The following is a 23,750-nucleotide window of genomic DNA, read 5'->3' as shown; positions in this document are numbered from 1 at the left end:
GTCGCTTGAATGACGCGAAGGGCTGTTTTTTATGCTTATTTAGGCCATAATGTGATATGTACATATATTTTAATTAAAGGATGAACACGCCATGAATCTTGCATCACTGCCAGCCACCCTTACAGAACTGAAGCTAAGAAGCTGTCTGATTAGCAAGCGGGGCCAGCTTATATTCGAATATTACAAAGACACGAACATCCGGGGCCAAATCGCCAAGATCAACTCCTGCACCAAAAGCATTTTATCCGCTCTAATCTGCATCGCCATGGATCAAGGGGCCGTTCCTCCTCCAGAAACGGCGATCTCGAAATACTTCCCGGAGCTTGTCGTCAAGGCGAAGTTTGATGGCATCCGGATAGACGAGCAGTCCAGCGGGGGCAAAATATCAAATGCTCATAAGCTTGAGATCACGATCGAGCATCTATTAACGATGTCTGCCGGTTTTGATTGGACAGAGTTTGGCGGGCAAAATTCATTTCCGAAAATGACCCGAACGCCGGATTGGATCGATTTCGTGCTGAATCACCCCCTCTCTGACCTGCCCGGGGCAAGAATGGAGTATAATTCCGGAGTCTCACAGCTATTGTCCGCTATCCTGGTCCAAGCCACCGGCTTGTCCGTTGCTGAATTTGCCGAGAAGCATTTATTCAGTCCGCTCAGGATCGAGTCCTATAAATGGGAGACCGACCCTCAGGGGTTCCACACCGGCGGCTTTGGATTATGGCTTCGACCTGCTGATATGTTAAAGTTTGGACAGCTCTATTTACAGCAGGGAATCTGGGAGCATCAGCAGATCATCTCGCCGGAACTTATCGCCCGATCCGTCAAGCCTGCTCTTCCTGCTGAAGCGCCGCGGCGTGGGTTTTATGGCTGGCACTGGTGGGCGGATTCCTTGTCTTCGCTGGATTACTTCTATGCACGCGGCTTCGGCGGCCAATTCATCCATGTCATTCCCAGCCTTGAAATCGTAGTTGTACAGACGCATGATAATCGCAAGAAGAAGGAACAGCCGGATATTTTTCGCGAATATATTTTACCGTTGTTGATCGAATGACGCTTCCTTGCTGTTCACCTAATGCCCCTGATTATGCGTAGTTTGATCAGCCGAATGGCTCTTGAGAAAAGATACCCAGGCTCTCCGATTCGTAAATAGCAAAATGGCAAAGTTAATCCCCCAAATGTATAACAAGGGCATGGAGAAATGGATTAGCGCAATATAGATGAGGATTATAAGAAATCCGGCAACCACCTGGAAGCCGTCCGCCTCCCTTGGGTTCGCCCTGAGGCTCGGTAGCCATCTAAAGCAGAGCTTCATTAAAGCTAATACGAGTGCATAAGCCAAAGCTCCCTCAAACCTGGTCAGTGCACTCCACACCCCAAAGGTCACAGCGATCGCTTTGCCGCCCTTGAATTTCAGAAATGGGGAGAACACATGCCCCAAAATAAAAGCGGGAGCGACATAAACCGATTCATAACCTTCAATTAATCCGGTCTGCAACATTAAGAGTAAGGGAAGATACCCTTTGGCAAAATCGAGCACAACGCCCAGCAGCCCGAGCCTATATCCCGCCGCATGCCATAAATTAAAGGCACCCGGATTGCCGTCCCCTTCTCTTCGTATATCTTTGCTGGCTGCCCTCCCCAGCCAATAAGAGAACATCAGCGAGCCGGACAAAAATGCCGTAACGGTCAACAAGATGGTCATGGCTAGGACCTGCCCCTCACCTGGATTGCCCTGCCTTTCCACGACACAGCCCCAATAAATACAACCTGATAGGCCGAATACAGCAGCACAACCAGAAAGAACAAGGTTGATAAAATATGAATGAACGGCATCAGCTTTCCGAACTTCCCTACGTACTGAATTAAGTAAAAAATTTGCAGTGTATATATCACATAACCGGCCAGTGCAGCCAAAAGCCAGGCTTGGTTGCCCCAGAGAAACAGGAAGCTCTCGGACACGATGAGTCCAATGAGCCATAACGCAACCAATACGGTGGTTGATGCAGCCAAATTGGCAGTGCTGAGAACAGCCCCTTTTCCAAAACCCTGTAACTCACTTTTGATCCCGCCCGGATACATTCTGAAGGAGACAAGATCATGCCCCAGGAAATTGACCACCGGAATTCCCGCGGCCCGATATTTTGCCCCTAAGTTCAGATCGTCCAAAATTTCCGACTTGATTCCGTCATGTCCCTGAACCGCTTCATAGTCCGCTCTGGTCGTTATGATACAGGAACCGTATAACCCGGTTTGTTTGCTTTTGCGTTCAAAAGGAGACGTAAAGGCGAACACGCCGAGCACATTTGTAATCATAGCTAATCGCTCATAAAATTTCTCCGTATCGTGGTATGGGACAACAGAGATAACCCCGCCGGATTTGCGGCGTATTCCGAGCAGCTTCTCCAAGGCATCGGGAGCCAGCCGAATATCCGCATCCAGAAAAACGATCAAATCACCGGTACTATGCAGGAATCCGTTCCACACGGCCCAGGTCTTTCCGGTCCATCCTGCGGGCAGCTCCGGATTATCGACCACCTTCACGCCAAAACCAACTGCAATTTCTCGAGTTCGATCCTCTGAACCATCATCGACAACGATGATCTCATCTGGTTGATAGCTCTGCTTAAGTAGGGAGCTGAGAATATGCGGCAAGTTCGCTTCCTCATTTCTGGCCGGGATAATAACGGAAACCCGTTCATCTCGTGCATAGGTTTCTGTGCTTTGCGGGACTGTGTTTTTTCGGAACAGCACAAACCCTGAGATGCATCCCAGGACAACAAAAATACAAATCGCTATCACCAAATCGATCCCCCCAATCAGACAGAAACTACCTACTGCTTGAACAAGATTAGTTATGTATACGCGACATGGCAGTTATCGATGCTAGAGTATCTATACAGCAAATAAGCCATGAACCCCCCACCTGCTGAAATATAGTGAGCTCTTCTTGGCTTATCGTCTGTAAGGCTAATGAAATAATTAAGTCGTTGCTTCTTTATAAGGGACTACTGCACCGCAGAAATCGCACTTTACCGCCCGATCCGGTGGAACCGTAGCTACAGCTCCGCACCCCGGACACTCGACGGATACAGGTGCTTTTGGAGCCCCTCCCGCTACTGAAGCAGCCCCTCCCGGAAAAGCGTTAACGGGATTTCCATTCTCCGTCGATGAAGTATATACATAACTGGTGGTAACGGTTCTAACCCCCTGACTACTTGCTTGTTTGAGCTGCTCCTGTACAAAATCATTGACCGACCTGGCATCAAGCGGATCAAAACCTTTATTAACCGTTCCCATTGCAGAGGGACCCGGTTGGTTTGAATTAGGAATCCCATACGGTCCACCATTTGGCATTCTGTTATAGTTACCGGGATTGACCGGTCTACCTTGAGGATAGCCTGAGCCTGCCATATTAAGCGGGGACTGCTTCTTGGCATCAACCATCCTGACACTCATCACCAGCAGCAAAATGCCTGGTACAATTAATATAACAATAGCAACGATGCTAATCGCTATTTCAGAAGATGCTAAACCTCCAAAAAAACCGACGATTCCAATAAGCAGCAAGCCTATTGCTAATACCATAAGCAAGACACCGGATAATTTTTTCACGGTATAACCTCCTAAACCTGAATCATTGATAGACTATTTCGATATGAGCAGCTGACTGTTGCGTCTGGCAAGTGTACCCGAGAATTCATTTAAGCCTTGCAGAATAAGCTCAAACGATAACTCCTGGTCGCCGGAGAGCATCAGCGTTACCTGCTCTATTAGGGAATGAATCTGCTGATACAAGGATTGATCCATGTATGAAAGGGATTGTGGCGTAACCGGATCACTGTAATGAACCTTGTCGATCAGCTTGATCATAACGGACTCCATCTCAGAACGGTGCGGACTATCTACGGAACGAATTTTTTCGTGTAATTCCTTTAAGCCCATCTCAATAGCATGCAGGTTGACAACCCCTGTGCTCGTCTCTTCTTCATGAGCGATAGCTGATCTTAGGAACAAGAGAAGCAGCCCGCCGAGCATGACCGCTATGGCAAAGGTCAACACGTGCAAGAGGATGAACCAGCGTAGGGCCATGTCAGCAAATCCGGTTAAAAAGGAAAAAGCAAGTACCGCTACGAAATAAGCAACAATAACGATGCCCAAAGCCAGATAACCGGGAACCATTCTTTTAATGGTATCGACATGACCGCACCAATAATCCGCATAACGCCACAGAACGGTTTCCGCCAATAGCACTGAGGCCAGTGAAATCCAGAAGGAAATCGTCATTACAAAGCCCGTATATAGCGCCAAAAACGAGATTAGCGTTGAAAAGACTGCTACCAGATATAAACCCAGCAATACGATCTTTCCTAAAGGTAACCGATGGGTTGCCACTAATCGTTGCCCCCTTCCAATAGGCCGGCCCCGCATTCCAAACAGAATTTTTGATTTGGCCCCACCTCATGTCCGCAGCTATTGCATCTTAGAACGACCTCCGTACCGCAATTCCCGCAGAATTTACTGCCGCCCGGCACTAATTCACTGCACTTTGGACAACGACGAGGCAGCGGTTCTTTGCATTTTTCACATTCCAGGCTATTCTCCGGATTATCGGTGCCGCATCTTGGGCAGGCAAAATATTTATCCCCGCAGTTCGGACAGAACTTGGAATTCTTCTGAATCGGAGATCCGCAAACGTTGCAGGTTGCGACGGTCTCCTTAGCAGCGGCATGCTGCATATTCTCCGCTAACGGCTGGCCACAGCTGCTGCAAAAGGCCGAGTTCCCCTCATTAGCATGCTGGCAATTCGAACAAATGCGGTAGGCGGCAGCTTGCTTGTCTATCGCTTTGGTATTCATAGCTCCGGCAAGCTCGGACATCGCATTTCCTAACGGCCCGCCAATACCTGCTCCCATTCCAAAGCCAAGTCCGCTCCCCATCATTCCAGCCTGCATGCTTCCTTCATTTTTGGCCGCTCCCTCTAATGTATCAAAGGTCCGCTCCTGCTGATAATTGTATCCGAGGATGTCCATTTCCGCTTTGCGTGCCAGCGCATCTCTCAAACGCTTTACAGAAGGATCTGATTCCGGTAGATTTACGCTCTGTACGTATAGATTCAGGACATTAATCCCGTATTCTTCCATAGAAGGGGCTACTGCATTTTTGAAATGATCCGACATTTCACTAGTAAATGCGTTGATCTCCAGCACACTGATTTTTTTATGTACAAGATAGGAAGTAATGAGTGAGTTTATGTTCATTCCTATTAAGCCGCGGAAGTACTCGATCAGCGTATTTTGGGTAAATCCGCGAAGGGTTCCTACCAATTTGGTCAGGAATTTACGTGAATCCTCGATTTCAATGCCCAATTGCCCAAAAGCTCTGACAGGAACAATAATATTATACTTCGGGTCCTGGAGTTGAATCGGGCTGGACGTCCCCCACTTTACATCCAACGAGCTTACCTTGTTGATATACCAAACTTCAGCCGAAAACGGAGATTTTCCTCCAAACGGCAAATTGATGATATTGTTCAATATCGGTATATTTGCCGTACTTAACGTATGACGACCGGGGCCGTATAAATCAAGCGCTCTGCCATCCTTGAACAGAATCGCTTCCTGGGATTGATTTACAATGAGTTGAGTCCATGTCCCTAATTCTGTCTCGGGATGCTTCCATACGAGAACGTCCGGGGAGCCGTCATACTTGATTACATCGATTAATGCCATTTCTCTTTCCCCACTTATCAATATATTTATTTAATTATGTATTCTACCAGATGCCATCTATTTCCTCCTGATATATAACAAAAGGACTAATCTAAAAGTCACCTCCAAGCACCGGCAAGTTAATCCGGCGCGTCCTAGTGGCGGTCTAGTGACATGCTAGTGGCGGTCTAGTGACATGCTAGCGGCGGTCTAGTGGCATACTAGTGGCGCGGTCTAGTCATGCTAGTGGCATGCTTGCTAGTAGCGGTCTAGTGGCGCATATGCCAGCAGCGTCCTTAGTAGCGGTCTAGTGACATGCTAGCGGCATGCTAGTAACGCCCTAATTGCGTCCTATTGAGGTCTAGCATAGCAAAAGTTGCAAAACTCATAACCGCGAGTTACAATTATGTAAATTGGCCATAAAGTAGACGCCGCTTCGATGCAACTAATCGAAGCGGTTTTTTTGTCCTCACATTGGTGGAATCCTGTTAGTTGCCCAGCCTGTAAGTGGTTTTGCTTAACCGCATTTACATCGCCCAGGAACTTGGCAGTATTATAAACCCATTGAGTATAGAAGACGAAACCTTAGTGTGGTCAACGTACGTGTAACGCTTGACCCACCTGTGGTGTGCGGGCAACGTGTGGGGTTCGTGTGTCCACCTGTGGCCTGTCGCGTCAACGTTCGGGGAATCGTAGGCTTCACCTGTGTTGTGTAGGCAACGTGCGGGGTTCGTGGGGCTTCACCTGTGTTGTGTAGGCAACGTACGGGGTTCGTGTGTCCACCTGTGGCCTGTCGCGTCAACGTTCGGGGAATCGTAGGCTTCACCTGTGTTGTGTAGATAACGTGCGGGGTTCGGGGGCTTCACCTGTGTTGTGTAGGCAACGTGCGGGGTTCGTGAGGCTAACGAAACTACGTATCGTTATTTAGACCAAATAAGGCCTCGTAAATTTCTAACGAAACTGGGTATCGCTATTTAGTGAAAAATGCAGGTTTTCTCCCCATTTTCGTTCAAATAACGATATGGTGTTTCGTTAAATCTCTCGAGGCCTCAAATTCGACCAAATAGCGTGTCACAGTTTCGTTAGCTGAGATGCGCCAACTAAAGCTGCCACGTTTCCTGAATGCAGTTCCGATTTTTGCTTAAATAGCAATATGAAGTTTCGTTAGAACTCTCGTGGTGGCCTCAATTTTCCCCAAATAATGTGTTACAGTTTTAGTAGCTGGGGGATTCCGACTAAGCTGCCACGTTTCAAGCCTTTTTTCCTCACACTGAATTCCTATTAGTTGCTTTGCCTATAAGTGCCTAGAACCGAAAACCGAAACCTTAGTAGGGTCAACGTGCGTCTAAAGTGTGGTCCACCTGTGGCTAACGAAACTACGTATCGTTATTTAGACCAAATAAGGCCTCGTAAATTTCTAACGAAACTAGGTATCGCTATCTAGTGAAAAAACAGGTTTTCTCCCCATTTTCGTTCAAATAACGATATAGTGTTTCGTTAGATCTCTCAAGGCCTCAAATTCGACCAAATAGCGTGTTACAGTTTCGTTAGCTGAGATGCGCCAGCTAAAGCTGCCAGTTTCCTCAAAGCAAGATTACACTCTCCCATTTCTACCCAAATAGCAATATAGTGTTTCGTTAGATCTCTCAAGGCCTCAAATTCACCCAGATAGCGTGCCACAGTTTCGTTAGCTGAGATGCGCCAGCTAAAGCTGCCAAGTTTCCTGAATGCGGTTCCGACTTTTGCTTAAATGCAGGATTTCTTCCCTTTTTCGTACAAATAGCAATATGGTGTTTCGTTAGAACTCCCGGGGTCTCAAATTCGCCCAAATAGCGTGTCACAGTTTCGTTAGCGGGGTATGCCTACTAAAGCGCCAAGTTTCTTGGTGGAATGCTCCAGTTACTATTAGAAGAACCGCTTTTCCCATGGCTAATTAGTTAGTGGCTGGCATTCCAATTGCGTGTGACATTGTAGTCATCTAACGCAGAGGCGCCCACCGAGCTGTCCGTACATATGAAATTGTGGTTTGGCATTGCAGTCAGCAAACGGAACTAGTCTAATAGTTGCCAAATACTAGGATAGAGGTTAAACTTGTTAGTAATGTGGTCGTAAAGCATACGCCGCTTCGGTACTTTGTATCGAGGCGGCTTTTTTGTTACTAAAAATTCCAAATCGGTGGTGAAGCAGATTGACAACATTTGAGCAAATGTATGAGGAATGGCTGGAGAAAAATATTGCTCAGGAAGAAAATCAAAGGAGACGCGAATTATTAGTAAAAGGACTGGGGCACGGAACAATTGAATTTTTACGCACCATTTGGTATCCCGCCGTTCAACATTTCGATCACTTATACCCTGAGTGGGAAGTACGCGATTTTCATAACGGGTATCGTTACGTCGATCTTGCCTACCTTCCCGGAGCCATGAAGGGAGCCATCGAAATTCAAGGCTACGGCCCTCATGCCCGGGATCTTGACGTTAGACGGTTTAAGGATCTTTGCTGGCGGCATAGCTTGTTGGCACTGGATCATTGGATCATTTTACCGATTGCGTACCTTTCAATTAAAGATGAGCCACAGCGATGCCAACAGCTCATTCTATCCTTTATTGGCAGGTTTATGGCTGTTGATGCACCGCCCGAGTTAGATTATCTTGAAGCGGAAACCGTACGTTATGCCCTACGACAGTTCTGTTCTTTTAGTCCGACAGAGCTTGCAAATCACCTGCGAATCTCAGACCAATACGCCCGGCGTATCCTGCATAAGCTGGTAGATGCGAATCATTTGGAGATAGCCACCGGGAGCAAAAGATATCGCAAATATCGTTTGCGAATGTCATAATTCAACCATTTGGTGATCGAACCCCAAGCGCTGCAAATTACCTCTATATATTCTCTAACGAAACTACATATCGTTATTTAGACCAAAAAAGACCCCGAAAATTTCTAACGAAACTGGGTATCGCTATTTAGTAAAAAATGCAGGATTACTCCCCGTTTTTGCTCAAATAGCGATATGGTGTTTCGTTAGAACTCTCAAGGCCTCAAATTCACGCAAATAGCGTGCCACAGTTTCGTTAGAGAGGTGTCGGGGTGTGTTTGTTTAGCGGTAAGTACTATTTCCCCACATGTACGGATTGCACTCTAACAGCCATATTCCTAAGAACCATAGCTCACAATCACGGAATGCACTCATTCATTAGTACTATGCAATCCCGCCATGCGGTCCATTCGAGACGCCGTGCAACAAGAAGCATTTTCTTTAATCAGCAGCGCATAACTCCGGCCCTTGTGACAGATTGGAGTCTGGGCATGCAGGTGATGCGGTGAATGCGACGAGCAGTCTGTATGCTTCGGCCCCTGCGCAAGCACCCAACCAGTCCTTTAAACACAACATTAAGCGTGCTGCCAGAATGGCTGGTAAAATGCCCCTCCCTCCCCCTACTCCACTTCAACCGATTGCAGAGCCTGTTTTGAGCCTTTTTTTAAAGTTAACATCACAATGAAGGAAATACAGTATAAGGCAGCTAAATAGATCATTACGACCGTCATATCATAGCTTTGAAGGATATAACCCACAAAGATTGGCGAAAACCCTCCTATAGCCCTACCGAAGTTAAAAATCGTATTTGTCGCTGTACTCCGAATTTGCACAGGATAAAAATTACCAATTAAAGCCCCGTACCCGGCAAACATGCCATTCGAGAAAAAGCCGACGATCGCGCCGCCGAGCAAAATAGAAATACTTCCCGTTGCGTAAGAGTACAAGAACACAGCGCATGCGGATGCAAGCAAAAATATACCAAAAGCACGCTTGGCACCAAATCGATCCATAAACCGTCCAAACGCAAGCATCCCAATAATCATGCCAACCGCCGTACTAATCGTCCATAAAGCGGAGCTTGAAACGGATAAACCTTGAGATTTCTGCAACATCGATGGCAGCCAGATCATTAAGCCATTGTAACCGGCAATTTGTACAGTAGCCATAATAATCAATGAAATGGTCGTCATCGATGTTCTCGACGTTGCAAAAAGTCCCGCTAACTTCCCTTTATTGGCCTCTTTTTTATTTTTCTGAGCTGCCAGCCATTCCGGTGACTCCTCAAGATTCTTACGTACAATGAATGCGAAAATGACAGGTAACACACCCACGAAGAACAAAGCTCTCCACCCTAATGTCGGTAGAATCACTGCACTAAGCAATGCTGCTAAAATAACTCCGTACTGAGCCCCTACACTAACATATGAAGAAGCTCTTCCTTGCTTATTCTTCGGCCAGGCCTCGGCAACAAGAGCCATGCCTATTCCGTATTCGCCTCCTGCGCCAAGACCTGCGACAAATCTATAAATATAAACTTGTTCAATATTCGTTGCGAGTCCAGTTAGCGCTGTCCCTATTGCGAACAACAAGACGGTGTACGTAAACACTTTTACCCGACCATACTTATCAGCTAAAACTCCAAAAATAATACCGCCTAACAGCATACCAATATTCGTTATGGATGAAATCAGTCCACCCGTTGCGAGATCAATGTTGAACTCTGAAATAATCATTGTCATCGCGAAGGAAATAAACATAATGTCCATCCCTTCTAACGTTAAGCCAGCCACTGAAGCTACCACAGTTTTCTTACGATAATCCATTTTGACGCTCCTCCAATTTCTTGTTGATAAAAGCCTCTTTTAGGTGTTTGAGGGAATGGATTGCATCAATCTTTTCCATTCTCTTTTGAAGCCTCACGGGACTTCCTTTAAAAGAGTCAGACCAAAAACATAATAAAAAGCCCTTCTGGCACAGAGGACAAAAGGGCATGTAAATACATAGATATTATTAAGCTTATAACATCAAGTACCCCTTTTCAGCCTCTCTGGACCGTATTAAAGGAAAATTATTTCGTGTTACATAGTAGCAAAATAAAATAGGGGATGTCAATAGCGAAGATGATTTCGCTAACGAAACTACAGATCGTTATTTGGTCCAAAAAAGGGCGCAAAAAAATCTAACGAAACTGGGTATCGCTATTCTGTGAAAAAAGCGGGGATAAACCCGAATTTTGCTCAAATAGCGATATGGTGTTTCGTTAGATTTAAAAAGGCCTTCATTTTGCCTAAATAGCGTGTCACAGTTTCGTTAGCGTTACATACCGCTAGGAGTGGAGCCCGCCATCGGGCTAGCAAATGGGTAGGACATCGGCTGACCATAGGGAGACCATCAAGCTGACCCATCGGAATACTCCAACAAGTAGGACACCAAGTACGCCAGCCAGTAGGACACCAAGTATGCCAGCCAGTGGGGCACCAAGTACGCTAGCCAGTAGGACACCAAGTATGCCAGCCAGTGGGGCACCAGACTGGCCATTGGACTAACCCACCAGGCAGACCGTTAGGTAGGCCATTAAGCTGGCCGTCAGATATATCCCTCGGCAGACCATTAGGTAGACATCGGGTAAACCAACAAGCTTGACACCGGCACGCCACCGAGTAGAGCTCCAACCGAGCTGGACATGGTGCTAGCCACCAGACACGCCGTCAGTTAACCCTCCACCAGGCAGCCCCCCAAAGCCAGCCGCCAGGCTGCCATCGGATACAGGCCACCAGCCTGGCCGCTCCCCCTTATAGCTGCATCAAAATTTGCGGATCTTTGATTTTGTTGTCTTCGGCCAGCAGTACAACCTTGGACAGGACTTCGGCCGTTCTCGGATCCTCATCCATAAACGGCAGGAAGAGACGTCCGCGATGCTGGGAATGTACCGGGATAATATTCAGCGCCCCGGTGCCTTGCTTGTAAGCTATGCCGCTGCCAAGATGCACAGCGTATTCCCCAAGCTTCCCTTCGATCCGGGCAAAGCTGCCATCCAGTTTCACCTGATTCAGCTTGAGCAGACGCAAGGATTCCTCCACGATCACCTTCCGCAGCTCGATCGTCGTCAGGCTCGCTTCCGGATCGACACCTCCGACATGGGCCGTGCTAACGACAAGGTCGATGTCCCGCATCGTCTCCGAGAACAAGATCGGCGGGACCTGGACTATTGGAATATGTTCGTACGTTTTCCGGTCGAAGAACTCCACCGCCTCCAGCGTTGGCGCCTCCGTGTCCGCAGGTGAGAACCAATCCGCCATGGCATAAACCGTCGCGATAATGTTCTCCCGGTAATGTACCTTTTGCAGGCCCGATTCATAGCTGACCGTCCAGCCGCGTCCGCGCAGCAATGCCACCGTCTTGCTTGGCTGCACCTGGTGCCCGGCATAACGCTGCGACCCGGTCTTACCAGCTCGTTCATCCTCGTTCACGAGATACAGCTCGCGGAACACCTGCTTGAACGGCTGGCGGATGCCGCGGGTGAACAAGTCGCGCTGATACGCACTCCACGCGCCGCTCTCATAGAGATCGAGCGGGTGGGCAATCGTCAGCTGATCCTTGTCGGCCAGCACCCAGGCATCGCCGCTCGGCTCAACCAGCCGCAAGGTGCCGTCCTCTGCTGCCGTGAAATATCCAAGCTGTTGATCTGCTTTGAATACCAAGGCAGCTACCAGTGGACGCAGCACCGGACTCGCGGTCAAAGCCGCCAGCTCACTGGCGCGGAAGCCGCTTTGCTCAGCCATGGAGCGCTCCAGCTCCCGTTTTGCACGGCGATACTGATCCGTCAACTCTGTCTTGGCTTGCTTGAGCTGCTCGATATAACCGTTCTTCTTGAATCTTGCCGGTACAGATTTTAGCAATTTGCCTTTGCCGGTCACTTCTAACTCGGCCTTGCCTTCTTCGTCTACGGTTAGGCGTACATGGGTATCAGCATCCAAAGCATATGGCTCAAACAGACTTGCCAATTGCTCCAGCATGCGCGCTTCCATATCCCAGGTCAATCGAATCACATCGGTGTACCCTGCGCTGCGTGCCAGGTTGCCGAGCGCAATCTGCCCAACTGTACCTTCGCTCGCTCTCCGCTGTGCCCCAAATCCCCTGCTTTGCTTCAAGAACTCCTGAATAAAATGATATCTCTCGCGCAGATCCTGCTCCGGATTAGAAGTAAACGGAATTAAGCTGTACGCAAGCAAATGCTCCTTGTTCCGCTTATCCACGACAGATCTCTTCATGTCATCGAGCCGCAATTGCCCGAGCACTGCATCGGCAAACAATTGCGAACGACGATGGTTAGAGCCGGCAGAAATGTACTTTGCGCAATCATATAACTGACGGAAGCGCTCTTCCCCTATAGTGCGGTATGCTTCGTTAAACCAATGGACATCAAAAGCTCCATCGTTAAATTCCTGCGGCGTAATCGGCGAATAATGGGCAACGATCGTCTCTTTTTCCGCTGAGAAGCTCTCGTTGATGTGAGCATGGAAATACCAAGCCGTACTGCGGAGCCCCTCCCAGCCTAAATACCTGGCTACAATTTCAATCCATTGCGGAGCGTACATCGCGGCTTCCAGCAGGAGCTTCTCCGTAATTCCCGTCCCCTGGAGCAGCTGCCCCAGCTTCCCTTCATCTTCTCCATCACGCGGGTAACAAACCTTAAGAAGATGGCTAAGCGACTCCTTCTTCGTGATCTGGTTACCGTAACCATAAATATAGCCGCGGACAAAGGTCTCACCGCGCAAACTCGTCAGTATACGGATCAACGGCGCCATACCATATATCCGCTCAAAGGACATCGTATACGTGGTGGCATCGGTTGTTAAATCACCGCGGGCAAGTTCGATATCAAGCAACCGTGATACGATCCGTTCACGCAGTTCGATCAGCGGTTCATGTCGATTCACCAGTGTATCCCGGGGCGAGGTCATCTCACGCATGTGACTGCGCGCGTCCCGGCCCAGCAATTCCTTGCACAATTCGTTCTCCCCAATCAGTCCCAGTAAAAATGCCCTGAAATATTGGTTTACATGAAGAACCGAATAACGATGCTGCTCATCTTTATCCGCTCTCCGCAGATCATATTGAACCGCCGTACGGAAGAAAGAGCGGAATGATGGCAGATCATGAACACGACTTTGTAAAATTGAAAATAAAGGTTCTGCCGCAATTAACCATACCGATTGATCCCGCTTCTCCAGCTGCGTCACATCGCTCGTCATCGCTTTGATCAGAGCGGCTTCCACCAAATCATAGGTGTCGCTTCTCTTGCTGTCGGCAAAACAGGCAGGCACCAGCGTCATCACCTGCTGACTGTAACGCAGACCATCCGTTATTTCCAATACTTCCAAAATGCTCTCCAACGGAATAAGCTGCTCCAGGAATTGCCGTCGTCCTCCCTCTAACAGCTTGGTTTTCCTCATTAGGTCGTAATCATAAACATCGGCAAAATGGCTATAAAAAGAATCCAGAGTATACTTCAGATTTTTCATCTGCAGTGCGAAGTGAAGTCCCAGCAGCTCCTGAGAACTTAAACCGCTCTCTTCATAATATTGCTGCCACTTCTCGGCCAGCGGGTACAACTGGAGTTCACTTTCTGCCTCGAAGCGATCGTATTCCAACGCCTCCATACGATACTTATACGATAGAGGCCTTAACTCGGCTCCGATAAGCTTCGCTTCTTTGTGTCCGCTATAATATTCAACCTCATATTCGGTATCGCGATATTCATGCACCAGTTCATCCAATCCCTGCAGGAACTTGCTGGCGCGTTCTGTCGAGATCATCAATATTTGCTTCATGTCTGCCCCGGATACGTCCCGCTGCTCCAGAAGCCATGGCTCCGTCTGCCGCGGATCGTAAAGGCCAAAGCCGTTCTCGGCGCTGAAGCCGCTATCCTGCTTCAATTTATCAAGAAGCTGTCTTTCCTTTGGCGTCGGGCTCGCAATGCGATCCGCTGACGGCTTCAGCTGCTCATATTGCTCCGTGCGATCCGGATCATCTTTGAGTTCCGTTAACAGCTCGAGTCCGGCAAGACGCTGTAGCTCACCTTTGGCAGACAACAGCCGTTCCAGGCTTAGAGACAGTAATTCCCCAGGCTGATGCAAAAGGATATCGATAGCATTCTGCCGCAGTGAGCCGGTCTTTAGCTTGAGCAAGTCTTCAACCAGCTTCAGTTCACTCTCTTGCAGCGTCAGCTTCTTCACCTGGCGCAGCGCATGCTCGCGGTTCGTCATGCTCTTATCGGAGAGGGCAGCAAAAATAAAAGCGCGCTGCTTCCCGGAACTCGGATCAGCCGTAAAGTAATTGATCAAATCGCCTCGCAGATCGGGGCTCATTTGCACCGACATGTCGATCAGTTCTGCGATCCACTCCACGTCCATATCATAAGCGGTCAAATATAACAATTTGCGCAATACCAGGTCAGAGGAATAGCGGAATTCCGTAAAATCAAGCACGGGCGATACGCCTGATTTCTCCTTCACCGGAACCGCTTTAAGAATCGCTTTGAATCGCTCGTATTCTTGACTTCTTGTTGACTTGTCTTCCAACACAGGCGTTCGTTTAAGCTTCAGCACACGTTCCTGGCTTTCCCCAACCTGCCATTCATATTCATAATCGTAGCTATAGTTCTGCAATATCCAATACAGCAGTTCAGGATCATCATTCTCATTCAGACTGTTCCGGGCGATTTCAAACTTCACCGCTGTGTTCTGACTGTTTGCCAGTACATATTGGGCGACTACCTTCTGGTAGTGCTCACCGTTCTCCATCAAATACCTGATCTGTTCTGGAAGTGCCTCTTCCTCATGAACCGCTGAAGCCCAGAGGCTCATGTATACCTGATTGGCACTCACGGAAGCAAGCCATTCTTGACGCTGCTTCTCATCGGTAAGCACGGTGTATGCCTGCTGTAACAGTTGGCCGGCCACACGTTGATTCGCCGCATCCAGCCCCATGCCAGTCCAGGTCCCAAGCGCACGCACAATCGAGCTGAACCGGTACAAGTCGTGATCCAGAATCACTTTCAACAAATACAAATTCGCCTGCAGCGTACCCGCATCCATCTGCTCGGCAATCGATTGGCGAAGTCCTTCCTGCAGCCGCGCCGCAACAAGCAGCTCGCCAACCATCGTGTAGACATCCTCACGGTGACTCATCAGAATCCCCTTGATCATCTCGGGCTTAAGAAGGGCCGTCTGGTTATCGCCATAAATGATCTCTCTCAGCGCCGCCTCGACCCAGCCATCCCCATGATCCAGCTCATAAGCCAGCAAATCCGGAATTACCCGATGAATCCAATAGATCCGCTCGATGGTATAATCCGGTTTAGTCAGATAATCACGTAGCGAAAACTGCAAAGATTCAGCAGCGAAGAGTTCCTTGATTTTGCCCAGAATCATGTCCAAGTGAACTTCTGGCCGCTGCGTTCTGAACGGTCTTCGGTAATACCCGTTGGCATACGGAAACTCAGCTGCATGCCGGGTTATGTACCTTACCATTTCCACCGTCTTCTCGCCAGCCAGAGCAAGCATCGTTTGCTCAAGCGGAGCATAAAAGCGATCTGGCCGCGTGCCGCAGAGTCTGGACAATTCCTTGTACAGTGCCTTGTATTCATCGCTATCGGAATTAATACAGGGCTGGCGAATGAGCCTGTATAAATCCCGAACCCTCTGATCCCCGCCTGCTTCGGCCTCTTTAACCCTAGCTTCGATAGCAGTCCAATATTGTTCTTCCTGAGTCAGTTCCATCATCATATCCCTCCATGTTCACCATAGTCCTCCCGCCAGCATCGTAAAGCGCATAAATACGATTCGATCCCCTTCCCGGGTCACAAGCGGAGCATCCAAATCCACGATTTCCGTCTCATTGATAAACACCCGATACAAGCCATCTGCAAAAGCCGTCAAAGCTGCACTCACCGCTTGCTCCGGATCAGCCTGCCTGTCATCATAAACCGTTCCGAAACCGACCTTGCCCTGTTCTGCGCTTTCCCCAATCTGCACCTCTGTTATGTAGGAAATTACATTTTTCTCGAACTGTCGTTCCTTAAACGCCTGTACCCCACCTTCCACAACCCCGGCAATCAATTCTCGGAGGGTTTGTGGAATGCCAGGCAATTCAAGCTCTTGCGCTGCAAGCTCCTTGCATTTGCCCGGCTTTTTCACCGATACGATCAGCTTCATCTGCATTTCCCCCTCGCTTACATATCCTGCTGACACACGATCCGATTCCCTACCTGGAACCATATGTATCAAAAAAATTCATATGCACGATAATTCATGACACCCTTATTCCTATAAAAAATAAACATGATGTTATTTAATTCAAAAATAGTATAAAGCTTGGCAAGTTCTGTAATCAATTTCTATCATTCATGGGAACCTTAAAAGCTCCTTTGGGCCCAGTCCGATTAGTTGGATTTACCTAACCTTCAATTGCAACTGTTGTCACAAATAATCGTAATTAACTATTTTTCTTTTTTTAAAGCCAGGGAGATTTTCGAGAAAATACGTAATTTCCAGTAAGAATGTATCCTTTAACACCATGTGCGGGTTTCTAGTGCAAACTCTCTATCCGCAAACTCTCTGCCTGGGAGCGTCAAATCGTATATTTTCAGAAACTTTCTTGAATAGTAATACGTTAAAATAACGAGTTTCCTGGAAATCACGCTTATTTCTTCTTTGCGGGCGATTCCCTCTTTGCTCAAACTGCATATCTTACATACTCGAAAGGAAGTATAACGATGAAAAAAATGATTGCCTTATCTCTGTCCGCCGCTCTTTGCACAGCTTTGTCAACCATGTCGCTCGTTCCCGCTTCTTCCATAGCACATGCTGCCGCTACAAAAGAATTAATTCAAATTTCGGAGCAAACCCAATACTATGGGGAAGTCACAAACGGGGCACCTAACGGACGCGGTACAATTCATTGGGGAGGCAGCAAGCAATACTCGGGTGATTTTGTGAATGGCAAGCGCGAAGGCAGCGGTAAATATATCAATGAATATACGCAGGACGGCGAGAAGCATAAACTTGTCTATAACGGAACTTGGAAGCAGGATAAAATGGAAGGCAAGGGAACTTTGACTCACAAAGTGACCCAGGAAGACGGCGAGGTCATATGGAATGAAATCCAGGCGGGTACATTTAAAAACGGAGTGCTTCAAAGCGGTTATGATGTGATTCACGCTCAGGCAGACCCGGATTATAGCTTTACCTACAAAAATGGAAATGAGAAGCTGGAAATCCTCGGTACAAATTCCGGACTAAAAGAAGCCTTGCAAAAAGGCACACTATTCAGCATTAAATACCGCAACGGTTCGGTCAATCAACTATATTCCAGCTTTCCAGCGGACACTAAATCCGAACAGCGTAAATTAGACAAGGCGTTAAAGTACTTACAGGGAATCCAGAAAAAGCTGAACCCTCACATGGATGAATTCGAACGTTTGTCCAAACAAGTGCCGCTGAACTAGCAATATAACCAGATCTACAGCAAAGAAGCTGCGCAATCAAGCGCAGCTTCTTCTATAGCTTCGGATACCACTATGTTGCACTAACAGTGAATGGAAGCCAAATAAGGCTATCTTTCTAATCCAGCGCCGCTGCTGTAAAGATATATGCACGCCCATCCACATTTAAAATCTGCGGACCATCTGCTAGTTCAGCCAGCGCTTCTTCCCAATGAATATGTCCACAGCATACGAGTGGGACAGAAGCTCCTCGCAACTCTTGGTAAATAACCAGGTTGCCCGGCAGTCCTTGCGCCCCGATCTCCGGACTTTCATGAAGCAGTAGAATATCAGGCCTCCGCCTGACAAGCCGGCGCAAGCTTTCCAGATAACTTGCTTCCGCCATGCGGTTAGGTTTATCCGCTCTGCCAATGATTCCGCCCAACCCTGCTATAGACAGCTCTCCATATGTGATCATTCCTGCCTCAGAGAAAAAATGCACTCCTGCCGCAGCGGATAATTCATCTATCCCCTCCTGCGTCAAAAGATCATGATTCCCCGCAACGCCTGTTACGAACCCGAAGTATTTACGAAAAGCCCGCCATACAGGAAGCGGATCGCCGCTGGCCCCCCTTTGGGCTGGATCCGTAAAGAGATCTCCGCATAAGCACACCATCATCTTGTCCGGGTTCAAGTCCGGCAAATGGATTTGCAGCAAAAGCGCCAGCGTATCCGCCAGCTCTTCGCCCAGCAGCTTTTGCCCTCCTATCTCCGATCCTCCCACATGATCTGCTTCCTGGGTCTCTCCGCACCCATGCCCGGCAATTCCTTGCAAATCAGAAGCGATAACCACCGCATCCAGTTCTTCTGGCATTCCGAGCATCTCGCCCCAATAAATGGGCAGCCATTCGTAAGATATTCCTGCCCCTTGGGTAGCTGCAGTAATATAAGGGATTTTCTCCAAAGGTTCCTTAGCGATGTCTACGATTTGCAGCGATCTCTTGCTCTGTTTCTTCATCGGATGCCTCCTGCTAAGCTTACTAAGCCCTGTAACAGATACCCTGTCACAGATAGCGGCCGAAGTAGAACTCTACTTTTTCATGTGAATATCCGTCTTCCCCTCTCCAGGTGGCCATCGACATATAATCGGTCCCCCGCCCGCGCTCTTTACGGGAATCATTCTTCGATTCCAGCAGGCCCGCATATTCCCAAATCTCCATAATTACATCACGTTCATATTTATTCGCCGGAAAAATATCCTTCCAGCGTTTCTCCAGCTGCCGGGCGGCATCCTTGTCTGCACAAGAGGCAATGGCTTCAAGCATCCGCTTTAAGATTTCCACATCCGCTTCACTGACGGTGAACGGCTCTTCCCTGCTAAGGCATTCAAGATCCAGCAGGCAGTATGCCAGCCAGTTCAAGCGGACGCCGCCCCATTTTACCCGTTCGAAATTCAGAACATTCAGATCCTCGTTGACATATGCTTCATCGGACATCAGCTTATGGGCGTTGCAATCCCCGCAAGCACTGTACGACCGTTGTTCTGCTGGCCGCTCCGCATAAGTATGCACGGGCAAATCATGGGTAAGCGCCCAGCTGGACAAAGCGCTTCGCAAATAGACTTTTCGAGTAGACAAACTATGTAAAAAAGCCTCAACAACAGCCTCTTTGGTGAGAATTTCTTCATGCAGCTGCCGCAGCCTTTGCACACATTCATCGTGGGACCGGTTCAAGGGGTCGAACATAAGCCCGCGGCTCTTGGCATACAGAAAATCTTCCTCCGTGCAGGTATATCCCCCTTTTCTCCAACCTCCGGATTGCCAGAAGGTTTCAAATAGGATTTTTTTCGCTTTCCGATCCATAGATAATAAATATCCCCTTCCTTCACACCGTTTCGCCTGTATTTCGCATATAGATCCGATTCAGCTTTGCTGATACGTTGTCGCCGTAATCCGGTCCTTGGGACAAAAAAACATATAATAAATTCCTTCGCCGTAATCCTCCAAATCCGACCAATCCAGCTGTCCGATAAACAGCATGCTCCGGCCGCAGCAGGGACAATCCGGATACTCGGCATCTTGTACCCAACCCGGATATCCGCCGAATTTGGAATGGGAATCCAACTCCCATATCGCAGCGTAGCAAGAGGAACGAGGGATGTCGGATAACGTCAGTTGCGGACCGACCTGCAAATACTCCCCGCTGTATTCTTCCGATTTGATGTCAGGCAAGTAAGCTGGCTTCCGGTTATATGCACTCCAGCTTGGCATACCGCCTCCATCCAGCTCCATATAAATAATGCCATAACATCCACAAATCACACAGGTATCCACCTGCAGCCTCTCCCAAGGCAGATTCAATTTGGCTAGTGCCGTATGGGAAGTGTCCACATCGACCAGTCTAGTTAATTTTCCGCCGCACCATGGACAATCGGCAGCGGCATATTTTAAAAATCCGGAGGACATCTGTTGAACTGAGAGATCACGCGGGTCTTCCCTTTTCTCAACAGCATAGCTGCTCCCTTGAAACAGATCGCGGCGTTGCCCAGAATCCGACAGCTTCCAGCCCGCTTCCCGGGCGTACAATTCCGGAACAACGTGCAATTGCTCTGCCCACTGCGGAGGCTTCATCCGCCATTCATGAAAGCGGCGAACGACCTGCTCGTCCCCAATCCAGGCTAAGGCAAGCAAAATATAATTTCTATTTTCGTCATCCCATTCTACCTGATCGAAGAGCCGGTCCCGAACCTCGGGTCCAGCGTCTCTATACAAAATTCCCGGATAGTATACCTCATGTTCCAAGAGAAGCGGCAAGCCATCGGCAATCGATTCATCACGGAAGCACATAAGGGAGGATAAAATATCACGGCTCGTATCTTCATCTCCTGATCCTAATAAGTTCAAGGCATAAACAGCCATGCTTTGCGCTTCAACGGGGGATAGCGATGCGTAAACCTGCTCTTTGCTGCGAGGGTATGCAGTGTATTTAATCAACGGATCATATTGCCGGGGGCTGTGCATGATTTTCAAAATTTCCACCGGATCATTTAGCCCTTCATACAAATTCACCGTCTTACGATGCTGTAGAATATAAGCTTCCCGCTTCCTCCGCTCTTGCTCCTGGTGGCAGGGCATGCAGTATCCTCCCGTTTTAGCGGCCGTTGTTGGCAATATCATTGCCGTGCAGCCTTCGCTTTGGCAGGGAACCTTTTCTGTCATACCTTCTCCTCCCTCCTCCTGGTTGGTAACCTGGGCAAATTCATTATTTCACGGCTGCGAGCCATGCTTCCTTGACCGGGATCGCACGTTTGCTGCTGCTCTCTCCATCCCCCTCTGCCGACCATAGCGGTGGATAATAACTCAGCACCTGATCAGCCTCAAGCTGCCTGACTTGCTCCTGCCAGCCTTTCCAGCGGAAGGTCTGGTAGAACTGCTCCAAATCTCCGCTGCCCAGCCAAGCCATAAATCCGGAATAAGCCAGCTCGGTCGACTCCCATTCCAGCGTATCCGGTGCAAAATAATAGATGCGTCCAGCATCTTCATATCGTCCTGTATTCAAGGCAAAAAAACCGCCAGCCGCATCATAGGCTACAACCAGCATTCCCTCCAAGGGAGCAAACTCTGGATCATTCTTATGAAGTCCATTCCAAGAAGCCAAGCTGCCGCATATTTCCGCTCCGCCTGCGCCTAGCAGAGTGATCCAGCCTTCGTCAAACAAAATCCCTCCGGTCCGATAGGCAACACTGCCTAAATAGGATCGGGTGCTCACTTGCAAAGCGTATAAAGTCTCCTTAGCCGCATCTAGCTCCGCTGGTATAATCCTGCAGGCATTTGTGCTGTTTTTTAGCATTTCACTAAGCTCGGCCCAGGAATCATTCGCGGTATCTATAAGTTCTTCGATGGTTATAGGTCTAGCGGGTGTATTATCCATATCTCCTCCCGTTGATTGACTGATTTGCATGCTGTACGAAGTTCGTCTAAATTCAGTTCAGCTAATTCCGCCTTGTTCCAGATTCCTTCGTTCGGACGTTTCCAGCTTACTTACCTCATCCAAGCCAGCAGCTCCTCCAGCTCGTCCTTGAGTGGCGATGCTTCCTTCCTCACACGCTGCGCAAGCTTGCTGCGGCTGCCAAAAATCCGATAAAGCACGTATTCACGCTGATAGTCCTGCTTTGCTGCCAGCTCATGCACCAGTGCGACCGCCAGTTCCGGACTGTCGATGACGATATTTTTGACCCCCCCTGCCGACTCATTGCCTCCCAATAGGATGGATATCAAGACCGGCATTAACTTCACGGAAAGCCCATGTGCTTCCACAAAAGCCTCCGCATATCCATCCTGAACCGATTGATGCTCCGTATCCACCAGCTCCATATACCGCTGCACGAGCGGGTAATAGGCATCGCTGTACAATCCCAGTCCAAATACCGCATAAGTTCCCGGCATTGCCGACTTCTCGCCAGGCTCGACATCTCCGTACCAGGCGAATTCCTCCATAGCAGCTTCTGCATATTCCGCTATACGCGGAAACAAGCCTGGATACAGGAGGCAATTGGCAAAAAAACGATGCTGCTGCGATTTCACCAGCTTTTTGACCGGTAGAACGTTTTTGGCTTTGCTTCGCAACGTAAGCTTATAACCTTTAGGAAAACCTTGCTCCAACAGCGAAATCACATAATCCAGCGCTTCGCGGTAAGCGGCCTCCTCTTCAGAGAGGATTCGAAGATCGATCGTCTGCAAAATATCATTCGCTTTGCCTTGGAACAAGCTGCCCTGCCGCATGCTTTCATACCGCCCGCTGCCCTGCTGCAAATAATTCGCTGCCTGTTCCGATCCAAGCTGCTTGGCAAGCTCAAGATATGCCTTGCGAGTGTCCGGCTCTTTATAGCCTATCTGCAGCGCCGCATAGAGGAAAAACTCCATTACATCAGCCTTCGGCGGGCTGGTCATGGCCCCCTCTTTTATCAGCCAGGCTTGCCCGAAATCCCCGCTGCGGTCAAAATACGGTTGCAAAAACTGTTCTTCCGCCCAACCTTTAAAGGCCGATGTATATTGATAGCACCACTGCTCCAGACGACTGCGGTTCGTACGATGCTTATCATTCAGACGTTGAATTAGCGGATCTATAATGTCAGACTTCTGGGCAAAAAAATGCGGATTCAGCAAATGGCGCGCAAAGAAAAATTCATCATCTTTGTCCGGCCGCACGGGCAGCTCCGCCAATACCCTGGATTGGATGAACACAGCCAGCTCCTGCTTCAGCGCTTGGAGTTTATGCTGATTGATTAGCACCTCTTGGCGGCGCAGGGCGGCGGCAGATTCCGGCTCCAACTCCAGAATCAGCTCCAGTCGGTAGTCGAAAAATCGGCTGCCGTATCGATCGGATTGAAAAACCTCCTCCACTTGACCACGCAATGCGCAATAAAGTTCCTCCAACAGCGCTTCAGCATTCATTTCCATCAAACCTTCGATATAAGAACCAGCTTTCACCGTATAAGAGCTATCGCTCCAATCAAAGGGCTCGTATAAATCGATATATATCGTTCCATATCCGCCGCCGTTTTGTTGTCCGCTCTTCCATGAAACTTTAAAATAATCGTTTACCCCAGCCTGAAGCCGGCTACGATTTTTCAGTTCCTGAATTCTTTTGCTTTCTCGCTCATAGACCGGGTTAATCTGACTCCATACATCGTCAAGAAAAGCTTTGACATATTGATTCAAACAAACTCTCC

16 protein-coding genes are annotated in these 23,750 nt (G+C 48.6%); 3 read left to right on the top strand and 13 right to left on the bottom strand.

Translation table 11 applies throughout. From position 1 onward, the window contains the following. Positions 1 to 91 precede the first annotated feature (91 nt). Entirely contained in the window at positions 92 to 1,054 is a 963-nt protein-coding gene (locus BN1360_RS16420; RefSeq protein ID WP_068780927.1) for a serine hydrolase domain-containing protein, read from the top strand. Between the two features lie 18 nt (positions 1,055 to 1,072). Here the strand turns inward: BN1360_RS16420 and BN1360_RS16415 are convergent, their stop codons facing one another. From BN1360_RS16415 to BN1360_RS16395, 5 genes are all read right to left on the bottom strand, one after another. After that, entirely contained in the window at positions 1,073 to 1,705 is a 633-nt protein-coding gene (locus tag BN1360_RS16415) for a glycerol-3-phosphate acyltransferase (protein ID WP_068780926.1), read from the bottom strand. A 2-nt stretch (positions 1,706 to 1,707) separates the two neighbouring features. Next, positions 1,708 to 2,799, bottom strand: a complete 1,092-nt coding sequence (locus BN1360_RS16410) for a glycosyltransferase family 2 protein (protein WP_068780965.1) — start codon at positions 2,797 to 2,799, stop codon at positions 1,708 to 1,710. Between the two features lie 183 nt (positions 2,800 to 2,982). Further along, positions 2,983 to 3,615 carry a TFIIB-type zinc ribbon-containing protein gene (locus BN1360_RS16405; RefSeq protein WP_068780925.1) on the bottom strand — a complete coding sequence of 211 codons (633 nt, stop codon included), beginning with the start codon at positions 3,613 to 3,615 and terminating at the stop codon, positions 2,983 to 2,985. 33 nt (positions 3,616 to 3,648) lie between these two features. Beyond that, complete coding sequence (locus tag BN1360_RS16400) at positions 3,649 to 4,395, bottom strand: hypothetical protein (protein ID WP_068780924.1); 747 nt, start codon at positions 4,393 to 4,395, stop codon at positions 3,649 to 3,651. Further along, a complete protein-coding gene (locus BN1360_RS16395) occupies positions 4,395 to 5,732 on the bottom strand; it encodes an SPFH domain-containing protein (protein ID WP_068780923.1) in 1,338 nt (445 codons plus the stop codon). Before BN1360_RS16395 ends, BN1360_RS16400 begins: the two co-directional genes overlap by 1 nt. A gap of 2,167 nt (positions 5,733 to 7,899) precedes the next feature. Between BN1360_RS16395 and BN1360_RS16390 the strand changes: the two genes are divergently transcribed. After that, a complete protein-coding gene (locus BN1360_RS16390) occupies positions 7,900 to 8,550 on the top strand; it encodes a transcriptional regulator (RefSeq protein ID WP_148466591.1) in 651 nt (216 codons plus the stop codon). A 599-nt stretch (positions 8,551 to 9,149) separates the two neighbouring features. Here the strand turns inward: BN1360_RS16390 and BN1360_RS16385 are convergent. The 3 genes from BN1360_RS16385 to BN1360_RS16375 form a co-directional block, all read right to left on the bottom strand. Beyond that, positions 9,150 to 10,355, bottom strand: a complete 1,206-nt coding sequence (locus BN1360_RS16385) for an MFS transporter (RefSeq protein ID WP_068780922.1) — start codon at positions 10,353 to 10,355, stop codon at positions 9,150 to 9,152. 969 nt (positions 10,356 to 11,324) lie between these two features. Further along, positions 11,325 to 16,319, bottom strand: a complete 4,995-nt coding sequence (locus BN1360_RS16380) for a DUF4132 domain-containing protein (protein WP_195714273.1) — start codon at positions 16,317 to 16,319, stop codon at positions 11,325 to 11,327. Positions 16,320 to 16,334: 15 nt separating this feature from the next. Further along, on the bottom strand, positions 16,335 to 16,751 hold the full coding sequence (locus BN1360_RS16375) for a hypothetical protein (RefSeq protein ID WP_068780921.1): 417 nt from the start codon (positions 16,749 to 16,751) through the stop codon (positions 16,335 to 16,337). 560 nt (positions 16,752 to 17,311) lie between these two features. Here BN1360_RS16375 and BN1360_RS16370 point away from each other — a divergent pair. Beyond that, entirely contained in the window at positions 17,312 to 18,043 is a 732-nt protein-coding gene (locus BN1360_RS16370) for an MORN repeat-containing protein (protein WP_068780920.1), read from the top strand. 115 nt (positions 18,044 to 18,158) lie between these two features. Here BN1360_RS16370 and BN1360_RS16365 read toward each other — a convergent pair whose 3' ends face one another. The 5 genes from BN1360_RS16365 to BN1360_RS16345 form a co-directional block, all read right to left on the bottom strand. Next, a complete protein-coding gene (locus tag BN1360_RS16365) occupies positions 18,159 to 19,037 on the bottom strand; it encodes a metallophosphoesterase family protein (RefSeq protein ID WP_068780919.1) in 879 nt (292 codons plus the stop codon). 46 nt (positions 19,038 to 19,083) lie between these two features. Next, complete coding sequence (locus BN1360_RS16360; protein WP_068780918.1) at positions 19,084 to 19,881, bottom strand: hypothetical protein; 798 nt, start codon at positions 19,879 to 19,881, stop codon at positions 19,084 to 19,086. 60 nt (positions 19,882 to 19,941) lie between these two features. Then, the gene (locus BN1360_RS16355; RefSeq protein ID WP_068780917.1) at positions 19,942 to 21,237 is read right to left on the bottom strand and encodes a YwqG family protein; all 1,296 of its coding nucleotides are present in this window, start codon (positions 21,235 to 21,237) and stop codon (positions 19,942 to 19,944) included. A gap of 43 nt (positions 21,238 to 21,280) precedes the next feature. After that, positions 21,281 to 21,949, bottom strand: a complete 669-nt coding sequence (locus BN1360_RS16350) for a DUF2625 family protein (protein ID WP_068780916.1) — start codon at positions 21,947 to 21,949, stop codon at positions 21,281 to 21,283. Positions 21,950 to 22,059: 110 nt separating this feature from the next. Then, on the bottom strand, positions 22,060 to 23,739 hold the full coding sequence (locus BN1360_RS16345) for a DUF6138 family protein (RefSeq protein WP_068780915.1): 1,680 nt from the start codon (positions 23,737 to 23,739) through the stop codon (positions 22,060 to 22,062). Positions 23,740 to 23,750 lie beyond the last annotated feature (11 nt).

Source organism: Paenibacillus sp. GM2, from assembly GCF_900069005.2.
Lineage (GTDB): Bacteria > Bacillota > Bacilli > Paenibacillales > Paenibacillaceae > Fontibacillus.
This window is presented reverse-complemented; position numbering and strand designations above follow the sequence as displayed.

Excerpts from the sequence above, each read along its gene's own strand:
- BN1360_RS16420 (WP_068780927.1), top strand. The coding sequence starts at position 92 with ATGAATCTTGCATCACTGCCAGCCACCCTTACAGAACTGAAGCTAAGA.
- BN1360_RS16415 (WP_068780926.1), bottom strand. The coding sequence starts at position 1,705 with ATGACCATCTTGTTGACCGTTACGGCATTTTTGTCCGGCTCGCTGATG.
- BN1360_RS16395 (WP_068780923.1), bottom strand. The coding sequence starts at position 5,732 with ATGGCATTAATCGATGTAATCAAGTATGACGGCTCCCCGGACGTTCTC.
- BN1360_RS16385 (WP_068780922.1), bottom strand. The coding sequence starts at position 10,355 with ATGGATTATCGTAAGAAAACTGTGGTAGCTTCAGTGGCTGGCTTAACG.
- BN1360_RS16380 (WP_195714273.1), bottom strand. The coding sequence starts at position 16,319 with ATGATGGAACTGACTCAGGAAGAACAATATTGGACTGCTATCGAAGCT.
- BN1360_RS16375 (WP_068780921.1), bottom strand. The coding sequence starts at position 16,751 with ATGAAGCTGATCGTATCGGTGAAAAAGCCGGGCAAATGCAAGGAGCTT.
- BN1360_RS16370 (WP_068780920.1), top strand. The coding sequence starts at position 17,312 with ATGAAAAAAATGATTGCCTTATCTCTGTCCGCCGCTCTTTGCACAGCT.
- BN1360_RS16365 (WP_068780919.1), bottom strand. The coding sequence starts at position 19,037 with ATGAAGAAACAGAGCAAGAGATCGCTGCAAATCGTAGACATCGCTAAG.
- BN1360_RS16360 (WP_068780918.1), bottom strand. The coding sequence starts at position 19,881 with ATGGATCGGAAAGCGAAAAAAATCCTATTTGAAACCTTCTGGCAATCC.
- BN1360_RS16355 (WP_068780917.1), bottom strand. The coding sequence starts at position 21,237 with ATGACAGAAAAGGTTCCCTGCCAAAGCGAAGGCTGCACGGCAATGATA.
- BN1360_RS16350 (WP_068780916.1), bottom strand. The coding sequence starts at position 21,949 with ATGGATAATACACCCGCTAGACCTATAACCATCGAAGAACTTATAGAT.